The 17488-nt window shown below is 30.1% G+C and carries 11 protein-coding genes and 3 tRNA genes; 9 read left to right on the forward strand and 5 right to left on the reverse strand.

The window, feature by feature from the left end; genetic code table 11:
• Window positions 1-392: 392 nt before the first annotated feature.
• Window positions 393-1607 (reverse strand): beta-ketoacyl-ACP synthase I, encoded by a 1215-nt coding sequence (gene fabB / locus Bamer462_RS02575; protein ID WP_500837554.1) that lies wholly within the window; start codon window positions 1605-1607, stop codon window positions 393-395.
• Window positions 1608-2438: 831 nt separating this feature from the next.
• On the opposite strand from fabB, the gene prmB reads away from it, so the two are divergent.
• From prmB to Bamer462_RS02590, 3 genes are all read left to right on the forward strand, one after another.
• Window positions 2439-3359, forward strand: a complete 921-nt coding sequence (prmB, locus tag Bamer462_RS02580; RefSeq protein WP_500837555.1) for a 50S ribosomal protein L3 N(5)-glutamine methyltransferase — start codon at window positions 2439-2441, stop codon at window positions 3357-3359.
• A 20-nt stretch (window positions 3360-3379) separates the two neighbouring features.
• Complete coding sequence (gene aroC, locus Bamer462_RS02585; protein ID WP_500837556.1) at window positions 3380-4444, forward strand: chorismate synthase; 1065 nt, start codon at window positions 3380-3382, stop codon at window positions 4442-4444.
• Window positions 4445-4765: 321 nt separating this feature from the next.
• Window positions 4766-4837: transfer RNA gene (locus Bamer462_RS02590), tRNA-Arg, on the forward strand.
• 410 nt (window positions 4838-5247) lie between these two features.
• On the opposite strand, the gene Bamer462_RS02595 is transcribed toward Bamer462_RS02590, so the two are convergent.
• Window positions 5248-6486 carry an Nramp family divalent metal transporter gene (locus tag Bamer462_RS02595; RefSeq protein ID WP_500837557.1) on the reverse strand — a complete coding sequence of 413 codons (1239 nt, stop codon included), beginning with the start codon at window positions 6484-6486 and terminating at the stop codon, window positions 5248-5250.
• A gap of 329 nt (window positions 6487-6815) precedes the next feature.
• On the opposite strand from Bamer462_RS02595, the gene Bamer462_RS02600 reads away from it, so the two are divergent.
• Window positions 6816-8003 (forward strand): NupC/NupG family nucleoside CNT transporter, encoded by a 1188-nt coding sequence (locus Bamer462_RS02600; protein WP_500837558.1) that lies wholly within the window; start codon window positions 6816-6818, stop codon window positions 8001-8003.
• A 430-nt stretch (window positions 8004-8433) separates the two neighbouring features.
• Here Bamer462_RS02600 and gltX read toward each other — a convergent pair whose 3' ends face one another.
• Complete coding sequence (gene gltX, locus Bamer462_RS02605) at window positions 8434-9864, reverse strand: glutamate--tRNA ligase (protein ID WP_500837559.1); 1431 nt, start codon at window positions 9862-9864, stop codon at window positions 8434-8436.
• A 165-nt stretch (window positions 9865-10029) separates the two neighbouring features.
• Between gltX and Bamer462_RS02610 the strand changes: the two genes are divergently transcribed.
• Together Bamer462_RS02610 and Bamer462_RS02615 are read left to right on the forward strand one after the other, a co-directional pair.
• A tRNA-Val gene (locus Bamer462_RS02610) sits at window positions 10030-10103 on the forward strand.
• A 21-nt stretch (window positions 10104-10124) separates the two neighbouring features.
• Window positions 10125-10197: transfer RNA gene (locus Bamer462_RS02615), tRNA-Lys, on the forward strand.
• Window positions 10198-10466: 269 nt separating this feature from the next.
• On the opposite strand, the gene ligA is transcribed toward Bamer462_RS02615, so the two are convergent.
• A complete protein-coding gene (gene ligA / locus Bamer462_RS02620) occupies window positions 10467-12254 on the reverse strand; it encodes an NAD-dependent DNA ligase LigA (protein WP_500837560.1) in 1788 nt (595 codons plus the stop codon).
• 306 nt (window positions 12255-12560) lie between these two features.
• Here ligA and cysK point away from each other — a divergent pair, with 306 nt between their 5' ends.
• From cysK to ptsI, 3 genes are all read left to right on the forward strand, one after another.
• A complete protein-coding gene (cysK, locus tag Bamer462_RS02625; RefSeq protein WP_500837561.1) occupies window positions 12561-13499 on the forward strand; it encodes a cysteine synthase A in 939 nt (312 codons plus the stop codon).
• A 392-nt stretch (window positions 13500-13891) separates the two neighbouring features.
• Window positions 13892-14149, forward strand: a complete 258-nt coding sequence (locus Bamer462_RS02630; protein WP_500837562.1) for an HPr family phosphocarrier protein — start codon at window positions 13892-13894, stop codon at window positions 14147-14149.
• A 62-nt stretch (window positions 14150-14211) separates the two neighbouring features.
• Window positions 14212-15936 carry a phosphoenolpyruvate-protein phosphotransferase PtsI gene (gene ptsI / locus Bamer462_RS02635; protein ID WP_500837563.1) on the forward strand — a complete coding sequence of 575 codons (1725 nt, stop codon included), beginning with the start codon at window positions 14212-14214 and terminating at the stop codon, window positions 15934-15936.
• 482 nt (window positions 15937-16418) lie between these two features.
• Here the strand turns inward: ptsI and cysA are convergent, their stop codons facing one another.
• On the reverse strand, window positions 16419-17486 hold the full coding sequence (gene cysA, locus Bamer462_RS02640) for a sulfate/thiosulfate ABC transporter ATP-binding protein CysA (RefSeq protein WP_500837564.1): 1068 nt from the start codon (window positions 17484-17486) through the stop codon (window positions 16419-16421).
• Window positions 17487-17488 lie beyond the last annotated feature (2 nt).

Raw genomic sequence — 17488 nt, forward strand, 5'->3', positions numbered from 1 at the left:
TATTATATTCTATTTATATTTTTTACTTTTTTATAAAACACAGTTTAAAAATAAAAAAGTAATACTACGTCTCTCTAAATCAGAGACACGTAGTATTACCAATACAGTTGTAATTTATGTTTTTAAAAAAAATATAACGCTTTATCTGATTTATCATAAGATAAACACAATATAATCAATAAATACATTTATACAAAACAATTGACTACAATAACTACCAACACCGATTTAACTTCTCAGTAACATTACACATTCATAAAATATAAATTGATAAAAATCATAATATCTCTATATGTAATTTACAACGTACATTGTCATTATATATTTCTCGGTACACAAATTATAATAATAATTAAATATACACATATATATGCAAAATATCACTGTAATATTTAAGAATGTTTACTCATAACTAATGTAGCATTTGTTCCTCCAAAACCAAAACTATTAGTCATAACTGTTGTTAATTTTCGGTAAATAGGCTTATTAATAACAATTTTCATATTATTGATGTATGGATCCAAATGATCAATATTAATACTTGGTGCAATAAAATTATGTTTTAACATTAATAAAGTGAAAATAGTTTCATGAACTCCAGCAGCACCTAATGAATGACCAGTTATTGATTTAGTAGAAGAAAAAGCAGGATGTCGATCACCAAAAATTTCACGAATAGCCCAAATCTCTTTAATATCACCTATTTGAGTTGATGTACCATGCGCATTAAGATAATCTATTGAACTATTCACATCTCTTAACGCCATTTTCATGCATCGAATTGCTCCTTCTCCAGAAGGAGCAACCATATCACATCCATCAGATGTAGCTCCATACCCAATAATTTCTGCGTAAATATGAGCACCGCGACTTAAAGCATGCGTTAACTCCTCTATTACAACTATTCCTCCGCCTCCTGCAATCACAAATCCGTCTCGATTAATGTCATAAGGACGAGACGCTCTCTCTGGTATCATATTATATTTCGTAGATAACGCCCCCATAGCGTCAAATTCGCAAGCCATTTCCCAGCATAATTCCTCTCCACCTCCAGCAAAAATAATAGATTGTTTTCCCAACTGAATTAACTCAACTGCATTTCCAATACAATGTGTAGATGTAGAACAAGCAGAACTAATAGAGTAACTAACTCCACGAATTTTAAAAGACGTCGCCAAACATGCCGATACACCTGAAGCCATAGATTTAGTCACCATATAAGGACCTACTCCCCTTAAACCCCGCAAGCGCATTCCATTAGATCCAGAAACCTGATTACGGGGAGACCCCCCTCCAGATCCAACAATCAATCCTGTTTGGTCGTTAGTAAGCATACCTTTAGATAATCCAGAATCTACTATGGCCTGTTCCATAGATAAATAAGTATAAATAGATGCATCACTCATAAAACGAGAAATCTTACGATCAATTAATCCTGATGTATTAAGTTTGATATTACCCCAAATCTGACTACGCATGCCAGATTCTTTTAATTCCTGAGAAAAAGTGACCCCAGATCTACCACTTTTCAAAGCAACCAAAACTTCATTTTGATTATTTCCAATGCTTGATATGATCCCTAAACCAGTAATAACAGCACGTTTCATTTTTTTTAATATACCTCATGATAATAATATTTTCTAATATCAAAATCGCACTAAATCTTAAAAACATCCACTTAAAATATTTAATCGTACGAAAAATTATTAACATAGGAAATAACTCAATAATTTAACACCAATCATTATCTACATAAATATTTAAAAAAATATTTTCACTTATATTTGAAATACTATTCCTTAAATTAAATGCTAATACACAAATATCAATTATAATTAATACTCATATCATTATAGTACGACGCCAGCATCAAGCATATACTAATGCGATTAATATTTACAATAGATATATATAATGTATAATTGATTTTAATTATCAATGTATACTGTTTTCAAAAAAATAATAACTCATGCATTTCACAGAGATGAAATAGTACACACTGGTTATGAAAATACAATCAAAATAATCACCGTTTACAATAAACATAACTGAGTACTTATAACTTATGCTAATTTCTAAACTAAAAACACTGTACTTATTACAAACATACACATACAGTTATCTATATATATTAATAAAGAATTCTATATAATATAGATTGATATATAACTATATAAGCAAAAAAATTATACATAAAACATTTATAATATTTACATACTCGATAAATATAATTTATACAATATAATTATATGATGATAATTATTATATTATACATCTATTACACTAATTATAACACCAATATTCCTATCTAAATAGATCTGTATACAAATTACAAAACATAATACTGTAATATTATTCCTAAAATAAATTACACCCCCACACACAATAACTTTAAAAGATTCATGTATCAATCAATGCAATCACAGGAACCACAACCTATGACTAACATAGATCAAAAAATTCTGACAGAAATGCATACTATATTAGATATGTTACGTTGGAGTAGTAGCCAATTTAATGCTGCTAATTCAATTTTTTATGGACATGGTACGAATAATTTTTGGGATGAAACATTACATTTAATATTACCCAGTTTGCACTTACCTATAAATATTCCAAGTCAAATATACCAAGCACGTTTAACCCATAAAGAATGTACTAACATAATCAAACTAGTTAGCTATCGTATTAAAAAACGCATCCCAGTGCCTTACTTAACTCATAAAGCATGGTTTTGTGGTTTAGAATTTTACGTAGATAAACGAGTATTTATTCCTCGCTCCCCCATTGGAGAATTAATTACATCATATTTTCATAATCTGTTATTACCCCACTATCCATATCGTATCCTTGATATAGGTACCGGTAGCGGATGTATTGCTATTGCCATCGCTATAATGTATCCAAAATCTGAAGTAGATGCAGTAGATATTTCCATAGATGCATTAAAAATAGCTGAACACAATATCAAATTGCACAATTTAGAAGATCGCGTTTTTCCTATCCATTCAGATTTATTTAACAACTTACCAAAATTAAAATACGATCTCATCGTAACTAACCCTCCTTATGTAAACAATTCGGATATATATAAATTACCGAAAGAATTTCATCATGAACCTGTGATATCCTTATCTGCAGGTAATGATGGATTAAAGATTATTCAACGAATATTGATGAACGTTACGCGCCATTTAAATACAAATGGTATTTTAGTATGCGAAGTAGGTGGGACTAAAATGGCATTAATAAAATATTACCCAAATATACCATTCCATTGGGTACATCTTCGTAACGGGGGAACAGGTGTATTTATGTTAACTTACAAACAATTATTATCTTTTAACAAAAATAAATAATGAATAATTAAGGAATTAATATGGCTGGTAATAGTATTGGGCAATTTTTCAGAGTTACAACATTTGGAGAATCTCACGGATCTGCATTAGGTGGTATTATCGATGGAGTGCCTCCTAGTCTTCCTTTAACGGAAAAAGATCTACAACACGATCTAAATCGTAGACGTCCGGGTTCTTCTCATTATACTAGTCCACGATCAGAATTAGATACAGTAAAAATTTTATCTGGTGTTTTTAATGGAAAAACAACAGGGACTAGCATAGGCTTAATCATCAAAAATACTGATCAACGATCACAAGATTATGAAAGCATAAAAGATCTATACCGACCTGGTCACGCTGATTATACTTATGAAAAAAAATACGGTTTTAGAGATTATCGTGGAGGAGGACGTTCTTCAGCTCGTGAAACAGCAGTGCGAGTAGCAGCAGGAGCTGTTGCTAAAAAATACCTGTTTAACAAAAAAAATATAAAAATTCGTGGATTTTTAGCTCAAATGGGTAATATTTGTTGTAATTTAAAAGATTGGCAACAAGTAAATAACAACCCATTTTTCTGCCCTGATGCTGATCAATTAATTGCATTAGATACATTAATAAATAATTTAAAGAAATCTGGAGACTCTATTGGCGCAAAAATAACAATAATAGCAGAAAACATACCAATTGGTTTAGGAGAACCTGTATTTGATCGACTTAACGCCGATTTAGCTCATGCGCTGATGAGTATTAACGCGGTAAAAGGTATAGAAATTGGAGATGGATTTTCAGTTGTTACTCAACACGGTAGCGAACATCGAGACGAAATGACATCAAATGGATTTCAAAGCAATAATGCTGGAGGAATATTAGGCGGAATTAGCAATGGACAACCAATTATTATACATATAGCCATTAAACCAACTTCCAGTATAACAGTACCAGGAAAAACCATTACTTGCAAAAATGAAGAAACACACGTAATTACTACAGGGCGACATGACCCTTGTATTGGAATCAGAGTAGTACCCATAGCTGAGGCTATGATAGCAATTGTTTTAATGGATCATCTACTGAGACAGCGCGCACAATGTGAAGAAATATAATAAAAAATATCAACCAAATATAATAGACTTCGATCACAAAATATAAATTAACATATGTTGCTACACCATACTTACACAATGCCTTTTATAACTGGTTATTCAACGTACAACATAAACAGATTATTTAATACTACATTAAATTATCAAAATTATGTTTTTAATAAATTTTATATTTGCAAACAGTTGTACACGTATACATCGCTATTTTAGCAAGTAGTATATATTATTTCACTTATTTTAAATGAAACCACAAAATAACGTATGAATAATATACATGACCATATGATATAAAATACAATAACAATAAATAATTAATAGCAAGTCTTCGTAGTTAAACGGATATAACGAGCCTCTCCTAAAGGCTAATTACAGGTTCGATTCCTGTCGAGGACAAAGTATAAATATCATATGCATGATATTTATACTGAATTAACTGAACAAGTGTACATGCATTATCAGATTCAATCCATGTATGATTAAATAAAAACCCTTCTTGTATGAATTTATATATATATAAATTCACAATTTATGTGTTGAATATGACAACACTATATATTGTGGATATCTTGATCTCTACAAGAAATAGATATTAATACTATTAAAACAAATGATTAATATTTTTTATCTAAAACATATTCAATAACAATTCATGACTACAATTTATCTCTATATATAAAGCTAAAAAATATATTTAATTTAACAAAATATATTCTGATAATAATCAGGGTATGTATATATATATTACATATACAATAAAATCAAAATTCACCTAAAATGACTAATTCTATTGGTTTATTAATTCATTAAATAATAATACCAATTAACAGATATATATTCAATGTTATTACTATTATTGTTATGAACCAACCAACCAACTTAATCCATAAAGAATTTACTAATTCGTTCATTAATTTTACATCACCAGTAAACGCTAACAATGGTATTAATGCAAGTGCAATCCCAAAACTAAGTAATACTTGACTCATTATTAAAATACGTGTGGAATCAATTCCAAAAGAAATAACTATAAATGACGGTAACATAGTAATAACACGACGCAACAACAACGGAATATGAAAACGCACAAAACCTTGCATCACCACTTGACCCGCTAAAGTACCCACCACTGTTGATGATAATCCAGCTGCTGTTAAACTTAATCCAAATACTATAGCAGCAGTATGATTTAATAAAGGTGTTAACGTTAAATAAGCCTCATCTAAATTAGAAATACCAGTATACCCGTTGCAATGAAATACTGCCGCTGCAGTAGCCATCATAGATAAATTCACAAAACCGGCAACAGTCATTGCGATAGCAACATCTAACTTTGTAGAAGAATATCGTTCTGCTCTACTTACAGTTACATTGTCATCTTGAGTCAACGAAGAATGCAAATAAATAACATGAGGCATAATTGTAGCACCCAATACCCCTGCTGATAAAAATACTGCTTCTTTATTTGGAAGTATTGGAAGTAACATACTCATACCTAATACAATAAATTTAGGTTTTGAATAAAAAAGTTCAATAATATAAGCAATTGCAACAAAAAATAATAACCCCCCCACAACAAATTCTAACGGTTTTTTTCCATATCTTTGTAAAGTTAAAATCAAAAAAGTAATCAACCCTGTTAAAAATGCACCTTGTAATAAGGATATACCAAGCAATATTTGAAGTCCAATAGCAGCTCCAATAAATTCTGCTAAATCTGTAGCCATAGCAATGATTTCAGCTTGAATCCAATACATCCATACAACTGATCTTGGAAATTGATCTCTAATATGTTCTGCCAAATTCTTGCCAGTAGCAATACCTAATTTTGCAGAAAGCAATTGAATGAGCATAGCCATAATGTTTGCCCATACTACAACCCACAATAACTGATAACCAAAAGTAGCTCCAGCTTGTATATTAGTTGCAAAATTCCCAGGATCAATATACCCAATAGCAGCTATAAAAGCAGGGCCAAGTAACGCAAATTTAATTTTCCTTATAGAGCGACGTTCAACTACTACTGAATCTTGCTCATTTAGCATACTAGCAATCCTCATAAAATCATCTTATTCGATTAACTTTATACACTGAAACACAGTAATTATACTATAATGGAACAACAATTATTGAACGATCAAATTTGAAGATGTAATCTTCCTATAAATGTTTACGTTTTTAAAAACTATATTAGTATAGCATAGGCTAACTTTTAAATTATATTTTTTTAGATTCATTAATAATCTTTCGATAACCATATCGTTATAAATAGAACTGGTATTCCATTACCCCGCATACGGCTAATTTTAATTATTACTGTTTTTGTATAGAATGATACGAGAAATTTCAGCATTACATTAATGGAGTAAAAATTGTGTCTCGCATTTTACATTTTATCCTAGGATTTATTGTAATAATAATCGCATCCCTGTTTGTTAGCAGTAATCCAAAAAATATTCGTATACGTTTTATTTTTCAGATATTAATAATAGAAATTTTATTTGGATACTTTATTTTACATTCCCAATTAGGATCAAACGCTGTATTAAAATTGTGTACTTTGTTTAATACACTATCAATTTTTGCGTCAGAAGGAACAAATTTTGTATTTGGAGGGATGTATGCACAAGGATCAACTACTTTTTTTTTAAACATACTTTGTCCAATCATTTTTGTTTCTGCTTTAATTGGAATTTTACAATATACTCATATACTAACATTTTCTATTCGAATAATTGGGACTATTTTATCTAAAATTAACGGCATGGGAAAATTAGAATCTTTCAATGCAGTAAGTTCGTTAATTTTAGGTCAATCTGAAAACTTTATAATATATAAAGATATTATAGGAAAAATATCTGAACCACGAATGTATACTATGGCAGCAACCGCTATGTCTACCGTGTCTCTATCCATAGTTGGCTCATATATGACTATGCTAGCTCCAAAATATGTTGTAACTGCATTAATATTAAACATGTTCAGCGCTTTTATTATATTATCATTGCTTAATCCGTATATAGTAGACCAAGATCAAGACTTACATATAACCAAATTTTACATTAGTAACCGGAATATTTTTGAAGTTATAGGAGAATATATTTTAATTGGATTTAGAATAGCTATTACCGTTGCCGCAATGTTAATAGGATTTATTGCGCTTATTTCCGCTTTTAATTCAATGTTTACAGTATTATTTAATATTTCTTTACAAGAAATTTTAGGCTATATTTTCTTTCCTTTCGCATGGATTATGGGTATACCTACTAACGAAATATTACAAGTTAGCAGTATTATGGCAACTAAATTAATTTCCAATGAATTTATTGCAATTATAAATTTACAAAAAATTTCTGGTGATTTGTCATCTCAAACTGTAGGAATAGTGTCAATTTTCCTAGTTTCATTCGCTAATTTCTCATCTGTTGGTATTATTATAGGCGCTATTAAAGGGATTAATGAAACACAGGGCAATACAATATCACATTACGGATTTAAACTAATATATAGTTCTACACTCATCAATATGCTATCAGCCACAATAGCCGGTTTAATTATGTGATTTAATTGATAAGACGATTAATAAAAAAAATTTTATATACTTAGTAGATACGTGGATTACTAACAATCCCACTAACATGTAACCTACAATTTTCTATGTGACCTATTTAGAATATAAATATCTCTCACAACAACAAGAATAAAACAAAAACACATGCATCCATGCCATGGATGCAATAAAAATCGTATAAATAATATATTAAAAAAATAAATGGACCTAAGCGCGGAATCGAACCGATAACCTCATTTCATGCCCTATGCAAACACTCTCCCGCTCGCGGTTTAGCTATAGCCCCCAGATTGATTAATAGATCTTCTCTTTTTATATGATAATAACAACATATATTCATATATTGTTGCATAATAATAGCTATTAAAATATTTTATTATTACATGCAATATACTTTTCTCAATAAACGCATAATAGTTACTTACTCTATATTCTGACTATAATACCGCGTTGAAATATAACGCACAGCCTGATCAATTCTCTCTAATACACGAGACTGGCCTATAGCATGTATAGTGATACTAAGTGTTGGAGAGCGATCTGTTCCAGTTAATGCTACGCGAAGAGGCATACCTATTTTATCTATACTAATATTCAATTCATTAACAGTTTTTACAATTACAGATTTAATAATTTCTGGTTTCCAACTAACTATATTGCTGATTTTTTTTCTTAAAAATTTCAACGGTGTTATTGCAGTAGGTTTTAAATAATCTTTAGCCATCTTATTTTCCAATAAATCAAAATCCATATAAAAATAATGACAATTATTTACAATTTCTTTTAATGTACGGGAACTTTTTGAAAATAATTTTATTATATCAGTTAATTTTGGCCCATTTTGTATATTGATTTTTTGCTGATTCATATGCCACGCTAAATGCGAAGCTACATAATCTATTGGTAAATGGTTCATATAATAATGATTTAACCAAAGTAATTTTTCAAAATTAAAAATACTAGGTGATTTGCTAATTTTACTAAAATCAAAATATTTTTTCATCTGTTCGATACTAAAAATTTCTTGATTCCCATAGGACCATCCCAATCTTACTAAACAATTCAATACAGCTTCAGGGAGAAATCCATCATCACGATATTGCATAATTCCTAATGTTCCACAGCGTTTTGATAGTTTTTTTCGATCATTATCTAATATCATTGATACATGAGCATATGTTGGTATTGGAGCTTTCAATGATTTTAAGATATTAATCTGACGCGGGGTATTATTAATATGTTCTTCGCCTCGTATGACATGAGTAATTTTCATATCCATATCATCTATTACAACACAAAAATTATATGTTGGGGAACCATCAGCTCGGCGAATAATTAAATCGTCTAACTCTTTATTAGCAAATGTAATTACACCTCTAATTTGATCACGGAACATCACCACGCCTTCCTGGGGATTACAAAAACGCACTACATAAGAACCAACGCAGGTATTATGTTTACCCATAGGTTTAAAACGACAATACCCATCATATTTAGGTTTTTCTCCATTTTTCATTTGATTTGATCGCAATACTTCTAATCTTTCTGATGAACAATAACATTTATAAGCCATATTATGTTGAATCATATAATTTATTACACTGTCATAACGACTCAGCCTATCGCTTTGAAAATAAGGACCTTCATCCCAATCTAAATTAAGCCATTGCATCCCTGAAATAATTAGTTCAACATTATCATCTATGGAACGTTGTAAATCAGAATCTTCTATACGTAATAAAAATTTACCACCTTGATTACGCGCAAATAACCAAGAAAATAAAGCGGTACGAATATTTCCAATATGTATGGAACCTGTAGGACTGGGTGCGAAACGAGTTTTAATATCCATAAAAGTTAAGTGCCCAATTATATATAATATATATACATACATTTAAATTAATGCAAAACAAAAAATTTTTAATTTTGGATTAATAAAATACAACTCAAAATATTTATTTTATAAAAAAACCATTGACTCATATCATTGAAGCCATATAATTCAATTCAATAGAAAAGGTGATTAGCTCAGTTCGGCAGAGCATCTCCCTTACAAGGAGAGGGCCGGCGGTTCGATTCCGCCATCACCTATTTTATTTTTATAATTTTCCTGGGTCGTTAGCTCAGAAGGTAGAGCAGTTGACTTTTAATCAATTGGTCGCAGGTTCGAATCCTGCACGACCCAAAGATTAACCGTGTTCATCATACTAATAATTTTATTGATTACTAGATAAGTATATTAATAACCATTGACCCTCATAAACATATGCGGTTTTTAAATACCGCATATGTTTAAAAAAACCATACTTAAATAATAAAAAATTCCCTTAAAACAATTAACATGTATTCAGTTAACCCAATTTAAATCCTTTACTTTTATCTAAAAATATTTTTAATATACATAACCTAAATATAACATACCTATTATTTTTAATCTTTTAAAATTTTTTATTCTTAAATAACAGCGCTGAATTGAATACCAATAGAAGGTTTAATTAAATCTTGAACATTTTTCAAATTATTTGTATTTCTAAAAAAATAATATATATTATTCGCTACAATTGGTCCTACATATTTTAAAGTTGATAACGATTGTAAATCAGCAATAGCTATATTTTCAACCGTTTTATAAACAGTAGCTAAATTATTAGATACTGTTTCACCTACACCCCGAATGCCTAATGCATATATAAAACGAGCCAAAGTAATTTTTTTAGCATTCTCAATTGCTCTGAATAAACGTTCAATCTGTTCTGCGCCAAATCCTTCCAAACAAAGTAATTCATTTTTATTTAAACAAAAAAAATCAGACGGAGTAGATATTAAATTGTGATTAACTAACTGATCAACCATGTTATTTCCCATACCACAAATATTCATTGCTTTTCTAGAAGCAAAATGTTTAAGCGCTGCTTTTCGTTGAGCAAGACATGCTGATCCAGCCATGCAGCGCAATATTGACTGTTGATACCTAGTTTCAATACCAGATCCACACACCGGGCAAAACCGAGGTAATTCTATAGATTTCACATGATCAGTACGCTCCGATAAAACTACTTCTAAAATTTTAGGTATGACATCACCAGATCTTTGTATACGAACTGTATCCCCAATCATTAACCCAAGCCTCTTAATTTCATTAATATTGTGAATATTCACCTTTCTAATTGTCACATCAGAAATTGTGATAGGTTTTACATAAGCTATTGGAGTAATTATACCTGTTCGTCCAACACTGAAAATTACATTATCTACTTTAGTAGACCTTATTTCCGTAGGAAATTTATAAGCAATAGCCCAATTAGGCACTCTAAATCCGCAGCCTAATTTACTTTGATATTTACAACTGTTTACTTTCACAACTATCCCGTCAATATTAAATTCTAAATTAGCGCGTATTGATTTTATATAAGAATAATATTCCAATACTTTATTGACTCCACTAATTACACAGATATGATCACTAATCGATAAACCCCAATTTTTACATAACTGCAATCGTTCCCAATGACTATCTGGTAATATCATTTCTCCAGCATAATCACTAATACCATAACAATAAAAGCTCAATGGACGTGTAGCTGTAATACTGGGATCTAATTGACGCAATGAACCAGAAGCAGCATTTCTCGCATTAGAAAAAGGTTTATTGCCTTGTTGCTCTGTTATTTTATTCAATTGTAAAAAACATAATTTAGATATAAATACTTCTCCTCTAATTTCCAATAAATATGGAAATTTGCCATAATTATTAGTACCAATTTTTAAATACATAGGCACTGAATTAATAGTACTTATATTGTCAGTAATATCCTCTCCAATTCTACCGTCACCCCGAGTTGCCGCGTAAATTAATTTTCCTTTTTTATATAATAAAGTAGCCGCCACCCCATCTATTTTTAATTCACAACAATATGACATGATGTAACGATTATTAAGTTTAATTTTTATTCGTTTATCAAATAACAACAATTGAGATGATTCAACAATACTATTTAAAGATAACATTGGTACCTTATGACGTATCTTTTTAAAATTATATTGAGCTACACTTCCCACGCATTGAGTGGGAGAATTTTCTGTAATCAAATGCGGATAAATTTGTTCTAACTGATTTAACTCTTCTAATATCATATCGTATTTTTCGTCAGATACCGCAGATTCATTTTTTGTATAATACAAATATTCCCAATGACGTAATTTTTTCCTTAATTTTTGTATTTTTTTACTAATAAATTTCATAGTATAAATATCCCAATAATTTGGGTTATAATGATTAATCTACACTTAAACGATTATTTTTCGTTTACATACAATTAAAAATTTATAATACTAATATTTTTAAACAATACAATTAAAAATAACTAATACTGAAATGTTAAAACATTAAATTAACTTTTATAAATTATCTATACCAATAGAATGAAATCAATATTATTAAATATTCAACACACATCTATACAGTTAAAACGCAATTGTTAATTTTATTTAATACACGTATTCAATAATATACATGTAATATTAAATAACACTTGAGGAATATTAGGTATGTATAAAATTTACCAAGATAATTCTTACACTATTGGACATACTCCATTAGTCCGACTTAATAGCATTGGCAATGGTTATATTGCAGTTAAAATTGAATCTAGAAATCCTAGCTTTAGCGTCAAATGTCGCATTGGCGCTAATATGATTTGGGACGCAGAAAAAAGAAACTTATTAAAATCAAATACAAGACTTATAGAAGCAACTAGTGGTAACACTGGAATTGCGCTAGCTTACGTAGCAGCTGCAAGGCATTATAAATTAACGTTAACCATGCCGGAGACTATGAGTATTGAGCGCCTTAAATTAATTAAAGCTCTAGGGGCTGAAATTATATTAACAGATGGAAATAGAGGAATGAAAGGAGCTATTGCCAAAGCAGAAGAAATTGTGGCTTCTGATCCTAAACATTATTTATTGTTACAACAATTTAATAATCCTGCAAATCCAGAAATTCATGAAAAAACCACAGGACCCGAAATTTGGAATGACTCCGATGGACAAATAGATGTATTGGTAGCTGGAGTTGGTACAGGAGGCACTATTACCGGAGTTGGAAGATTTTTCAAACATACAACAAAAAATAAAAAAATTGTTATCGTAGCAGTAGAACCAGAAAACTCTCCAGTAATTACCCAAACATTGTCCGGGCAAGACATAAAACCAGCGCCACATAAAATCCAAGGTATTGGTGCTGGATTTATTCCAAAAAATCTCGACTTAACTCTAATTGACCGTGTAGAAACAGTAAGCATAGATGAAGCTATTATCTATGCTAAACATTTAATGGAAAAAGAGGGAATTTTAGCCGGCATTTCTTCAGGCGCTGCATTAGCAGCAGCAATACAACTACAACAAGAAGAAACTTATGCTACCAAAAATATAGTTGTTATACTTCCATCATCTGGTGAACGATATTTAAGCACCATATTATTTTAAAAGTTATAAAAATAATATATTTTCTTTTCTATTAATACAAAACAAAACGGAAAACACTCATTTAGAGTGTTTTCTATATTTATTTTACGCAAAATAAATATTATATATTTTTATTTGTTGCAGAATCTACAAAAACATTGAATTAATTACATTATATAAATAAAATACTATATTTTCTAATATCCTAAAATATCCCAGGAGATCTAATGAAAATATCTTTAGTTCATATTCTATTTTGAATGTGATATACATGAAATAGAAGACAAAAAAATTAATAAATTATTCAATATAACAGTTTTATTCGCCTATATTCATCAATGAAAATAATTAATTTATTAAATTTGAATAAAATATTATTTTTTACCATATTATTTAATAAAATGGAGACAAAAATGTATCAAAAAGAAATTACAATTACTGCTGCTAATGGTTTACATACCCGTCCAGCCACTCAATTTGTGAAAGAAGCCAAAAACTTTAATTCTGCAATTACAGTAATATCTAATGAAAAAAAAGCAAGTGCTAAAAGTTTGTTTAAACTACAAACATTAGGTTTAAGTAAAGGTTCTATAATTATCATTTCTGCTGACGGTACGGATGAAAAACAAGCGGTACAACATTTAGTCAAGTTCATTGCTGAACTTAAATAATATAATGCAAACAATCAATATACAGATAATCAACTATTTATGACTCTAATGAAGGTAGAATTATGATTTCAGGAATTTCAGTATCACCTGGCATCGCCTTCGGAAAAGCGTTGCTATTACAAGAAAAAAAAATTCTCATTAATTTAAAAAAAATCAACATTGATACTATTGAACAAGAAATCAATCGATTCCTTTCCGGGCGCATTGAAACTTCCAAACAATTAAAAAAAATTAAAAATAAAGTAAAAAAACAGCTAGACTCTAAAAAAGAAGCTATATTTGAAGGTCATATTATACTTCTAGAAGATGAAGAACTTGAACAAGACATTATTACTCTTATCAAGGAAGAGTTATGTAGCGCTGATGCTGCTGTACATTCAGTAATTGAAACTCAAGCAAAAGCTTTAGAACAACTAGAAGATGAATATTTGAAAGAACGTGCGACTGATGTACGAGACATTGGAAATCGTTTGTTAAAAAATATTCTAGGGATTCCAATTATCGACCTAAATGCTATTACCGAAGAGGTGATCATTATTGCAGTAGATCTTAGCCCATCAGAAACCGCTCAATTAAATTTAAAAAAAGTTTTAGGGTTTATTACTGATGCTGGCGGAAAAACTTCACACACTTCTATTATGGCACGCTCTTTAGAATTACCAGCTATCGTAGGAACTGGTACTATTACAAAAAAAGTTTCTAATGGAGACTTTATAATACTTGATGCCCTAAATAATAAAATTTACATCAATCCAACTCTAAATATCATGAATAATCTCAATACACTAAAAGAAAAATATATTTCTGAAAAATATGCTCTAACTAAATTAAAAAATCTTCCAGCTACTACTCTAGATGGACATCAAGTACGAATATGCGCCAATATTGGCACGATAAATGACATAATCAGAGCCAAAGAAAACGGAGCTTCAGGCATAGGATTATATAGGACTGAATTTTTATTTATGAACCGTAATATGTTACCTACAGAAGAAGAACAATTTAAAGCTTACAAAAATGCGGCTGAATCAATGATTAACGAGGCTATAGTTATACGTATTATGGATATTGGAGGTGATAAGAACTTACCTTATATGCACCTTCCAAATGAAGAAAATCCATTTCTTGGATGGCGTGCAATTCGAATTATGTTAGACAGAAAAGATATATTACATACTCAATTACGTGCTATTTTACGCGCTTCCTTTTTTGGTAAATTACGCATAATGTATCCGATGATCATTTCAGTAGAAGAAATAAAAGCTTTAAATACAGAATTAAATTTTTTAAAAACACAATTACGTAAAGAAGGAAAAAAATTTGACGAAAATATTAAAGTAGGTATTATGATTGAAACTCCTGCTTCTGCAATTATCGCTCATCATTTAGTTAAGGAAGTAGATTTTTTTAGCATCGGAACCAATGATTTGACCCAATATACTCTCGCAGTAGATCGTGGTAATAAATTAATATCCCACCTGTATAATCCTATATCTCCATCTATTTTAATATTAATTAAACAAGTAATTGAAGCCGCACATGCTGAAGGCAAATGGACAGCAATGTGCGGAGAAATGGCGGGCGATGAACGTACCACTCTACTGCTATTAGGAATGGGACTAGATGAATTTAGCATGAGCGCCATATCTATTCCGCGCATAAAAAATATAATCCGTAACACATATTATCACGATGCAAAAAAACTAGCACAAAAAGCATTAAAATATTCAACTACAGAATCCTTAATGCAGTTACTCTCACACACACATGTATCACATAACACATAAAAATTATGACATTAATTTTTAATTAAAACATTATCATGTAATATTGTAAATATATAATTTTAAAACCACAATTTATGATTGTGCAAATCATTATCAATCGTACAATTTTATGTAAAAATTGATTATACTACATCTATGTAGTACGCACTTAACACATAAATGAAACAATTAATGTAACATAAAAATAAAAGCATTATCTATCTTTTAAAGATAAGATATGATCTTATAACATAAAACTAAAGGCTTTTTTATATTGCTCCATATAAATCTGATATAATCTTTTACAATTTATTTTCATGTTACTCAAACCCCCACAAAATTATAAATAAAAAACAAATATTTTATAGACATAACATTTAAATATAAACACCATCGATTACTAATGCTTCTCATACCAATACGACACACATATTCATATACATCAATATAAAATAATAATACTCATTGGCATTATATAATTAAGAAATCTCAAAAAAAATCGCTCATAGTACCATGTTTCCTGAATACAATCGTGCATTCCGACCACTTAAATAACAATATGATCCACATTCTGGAACACCAAAAACATCTTTAATCCCTAAAATTATAGTCAACAAATCTTGATGCCATCCTAAAGGTTCTACACTTAATTGCCAGTAATAACCATGCAAACTAACATTAACAATCTTAGCCGGTAACGGATATAACACATTATATTCTTTACTAATATCCATTTCCCACGGACGAAAAAATAATTCTACTCTTCCTTGTAAATCCGGAATATATGGCAAAGACCAATGATAAGGCCCTACAAATAATTCTGACCCACACACTACTCCTTGTAAACAATTAACTTCACTCAAAAACTCTAAAACAAAACGAGTAGCTGGAACACACCAAATATCTTGAGGTGTACCTATTTGTTCAATCACTCCTCGATTCATTACCACTACTCTATTGGCCACTTCCATAGCTTCTTCTTGATCATGCGTAACGAAAACACTAGTGAATTTAAATTCATTATGTAGCTTACGAAGCCAACGACGCAGTTCTTTTCTGACTTGTGTATCTAAAGCTCCAAATGGTTCATCTAATAATAAAATTTCTGGTTCAATTGCTAAGGAACGAGCTAAAGCTACACGTTGCTTTTGTCCTCCAGAAAGTTGAGTAGGATATCTATCTGCTAAACGTTCTAATTGCACCATACTTAATAATTGTGTCACTTTTTTACTAATTACGTGAGAACTAGGACGTTTATGACGCGGTAACATTCTTATACCAAAAGAAATATTATCTGATACCGTCATGTGACGAAACAAAGCATAATTTTGAAAAACAAAACCAACATGGCGATCACGTACGCTAAGTTGACTGACATCTTTACCTCTAAAACGTAAAAAACCGCTATTATGATGTTCTAACCCAGCAATAACACGTAATAATGTTGTTTTACCAGAACCAGACGGTCCTAATAACGCTATTATTTCTCCAGATTCAATATGCAAAGAAATATTAGCCAATATTCTGTCATGGCCAAAAAACTTGGTAATCCCATCTATTTCAATGCTCATTC

The organism is Candidatus Blochmannia americanus (nom. nud.) (assembly GCF_059934915.1).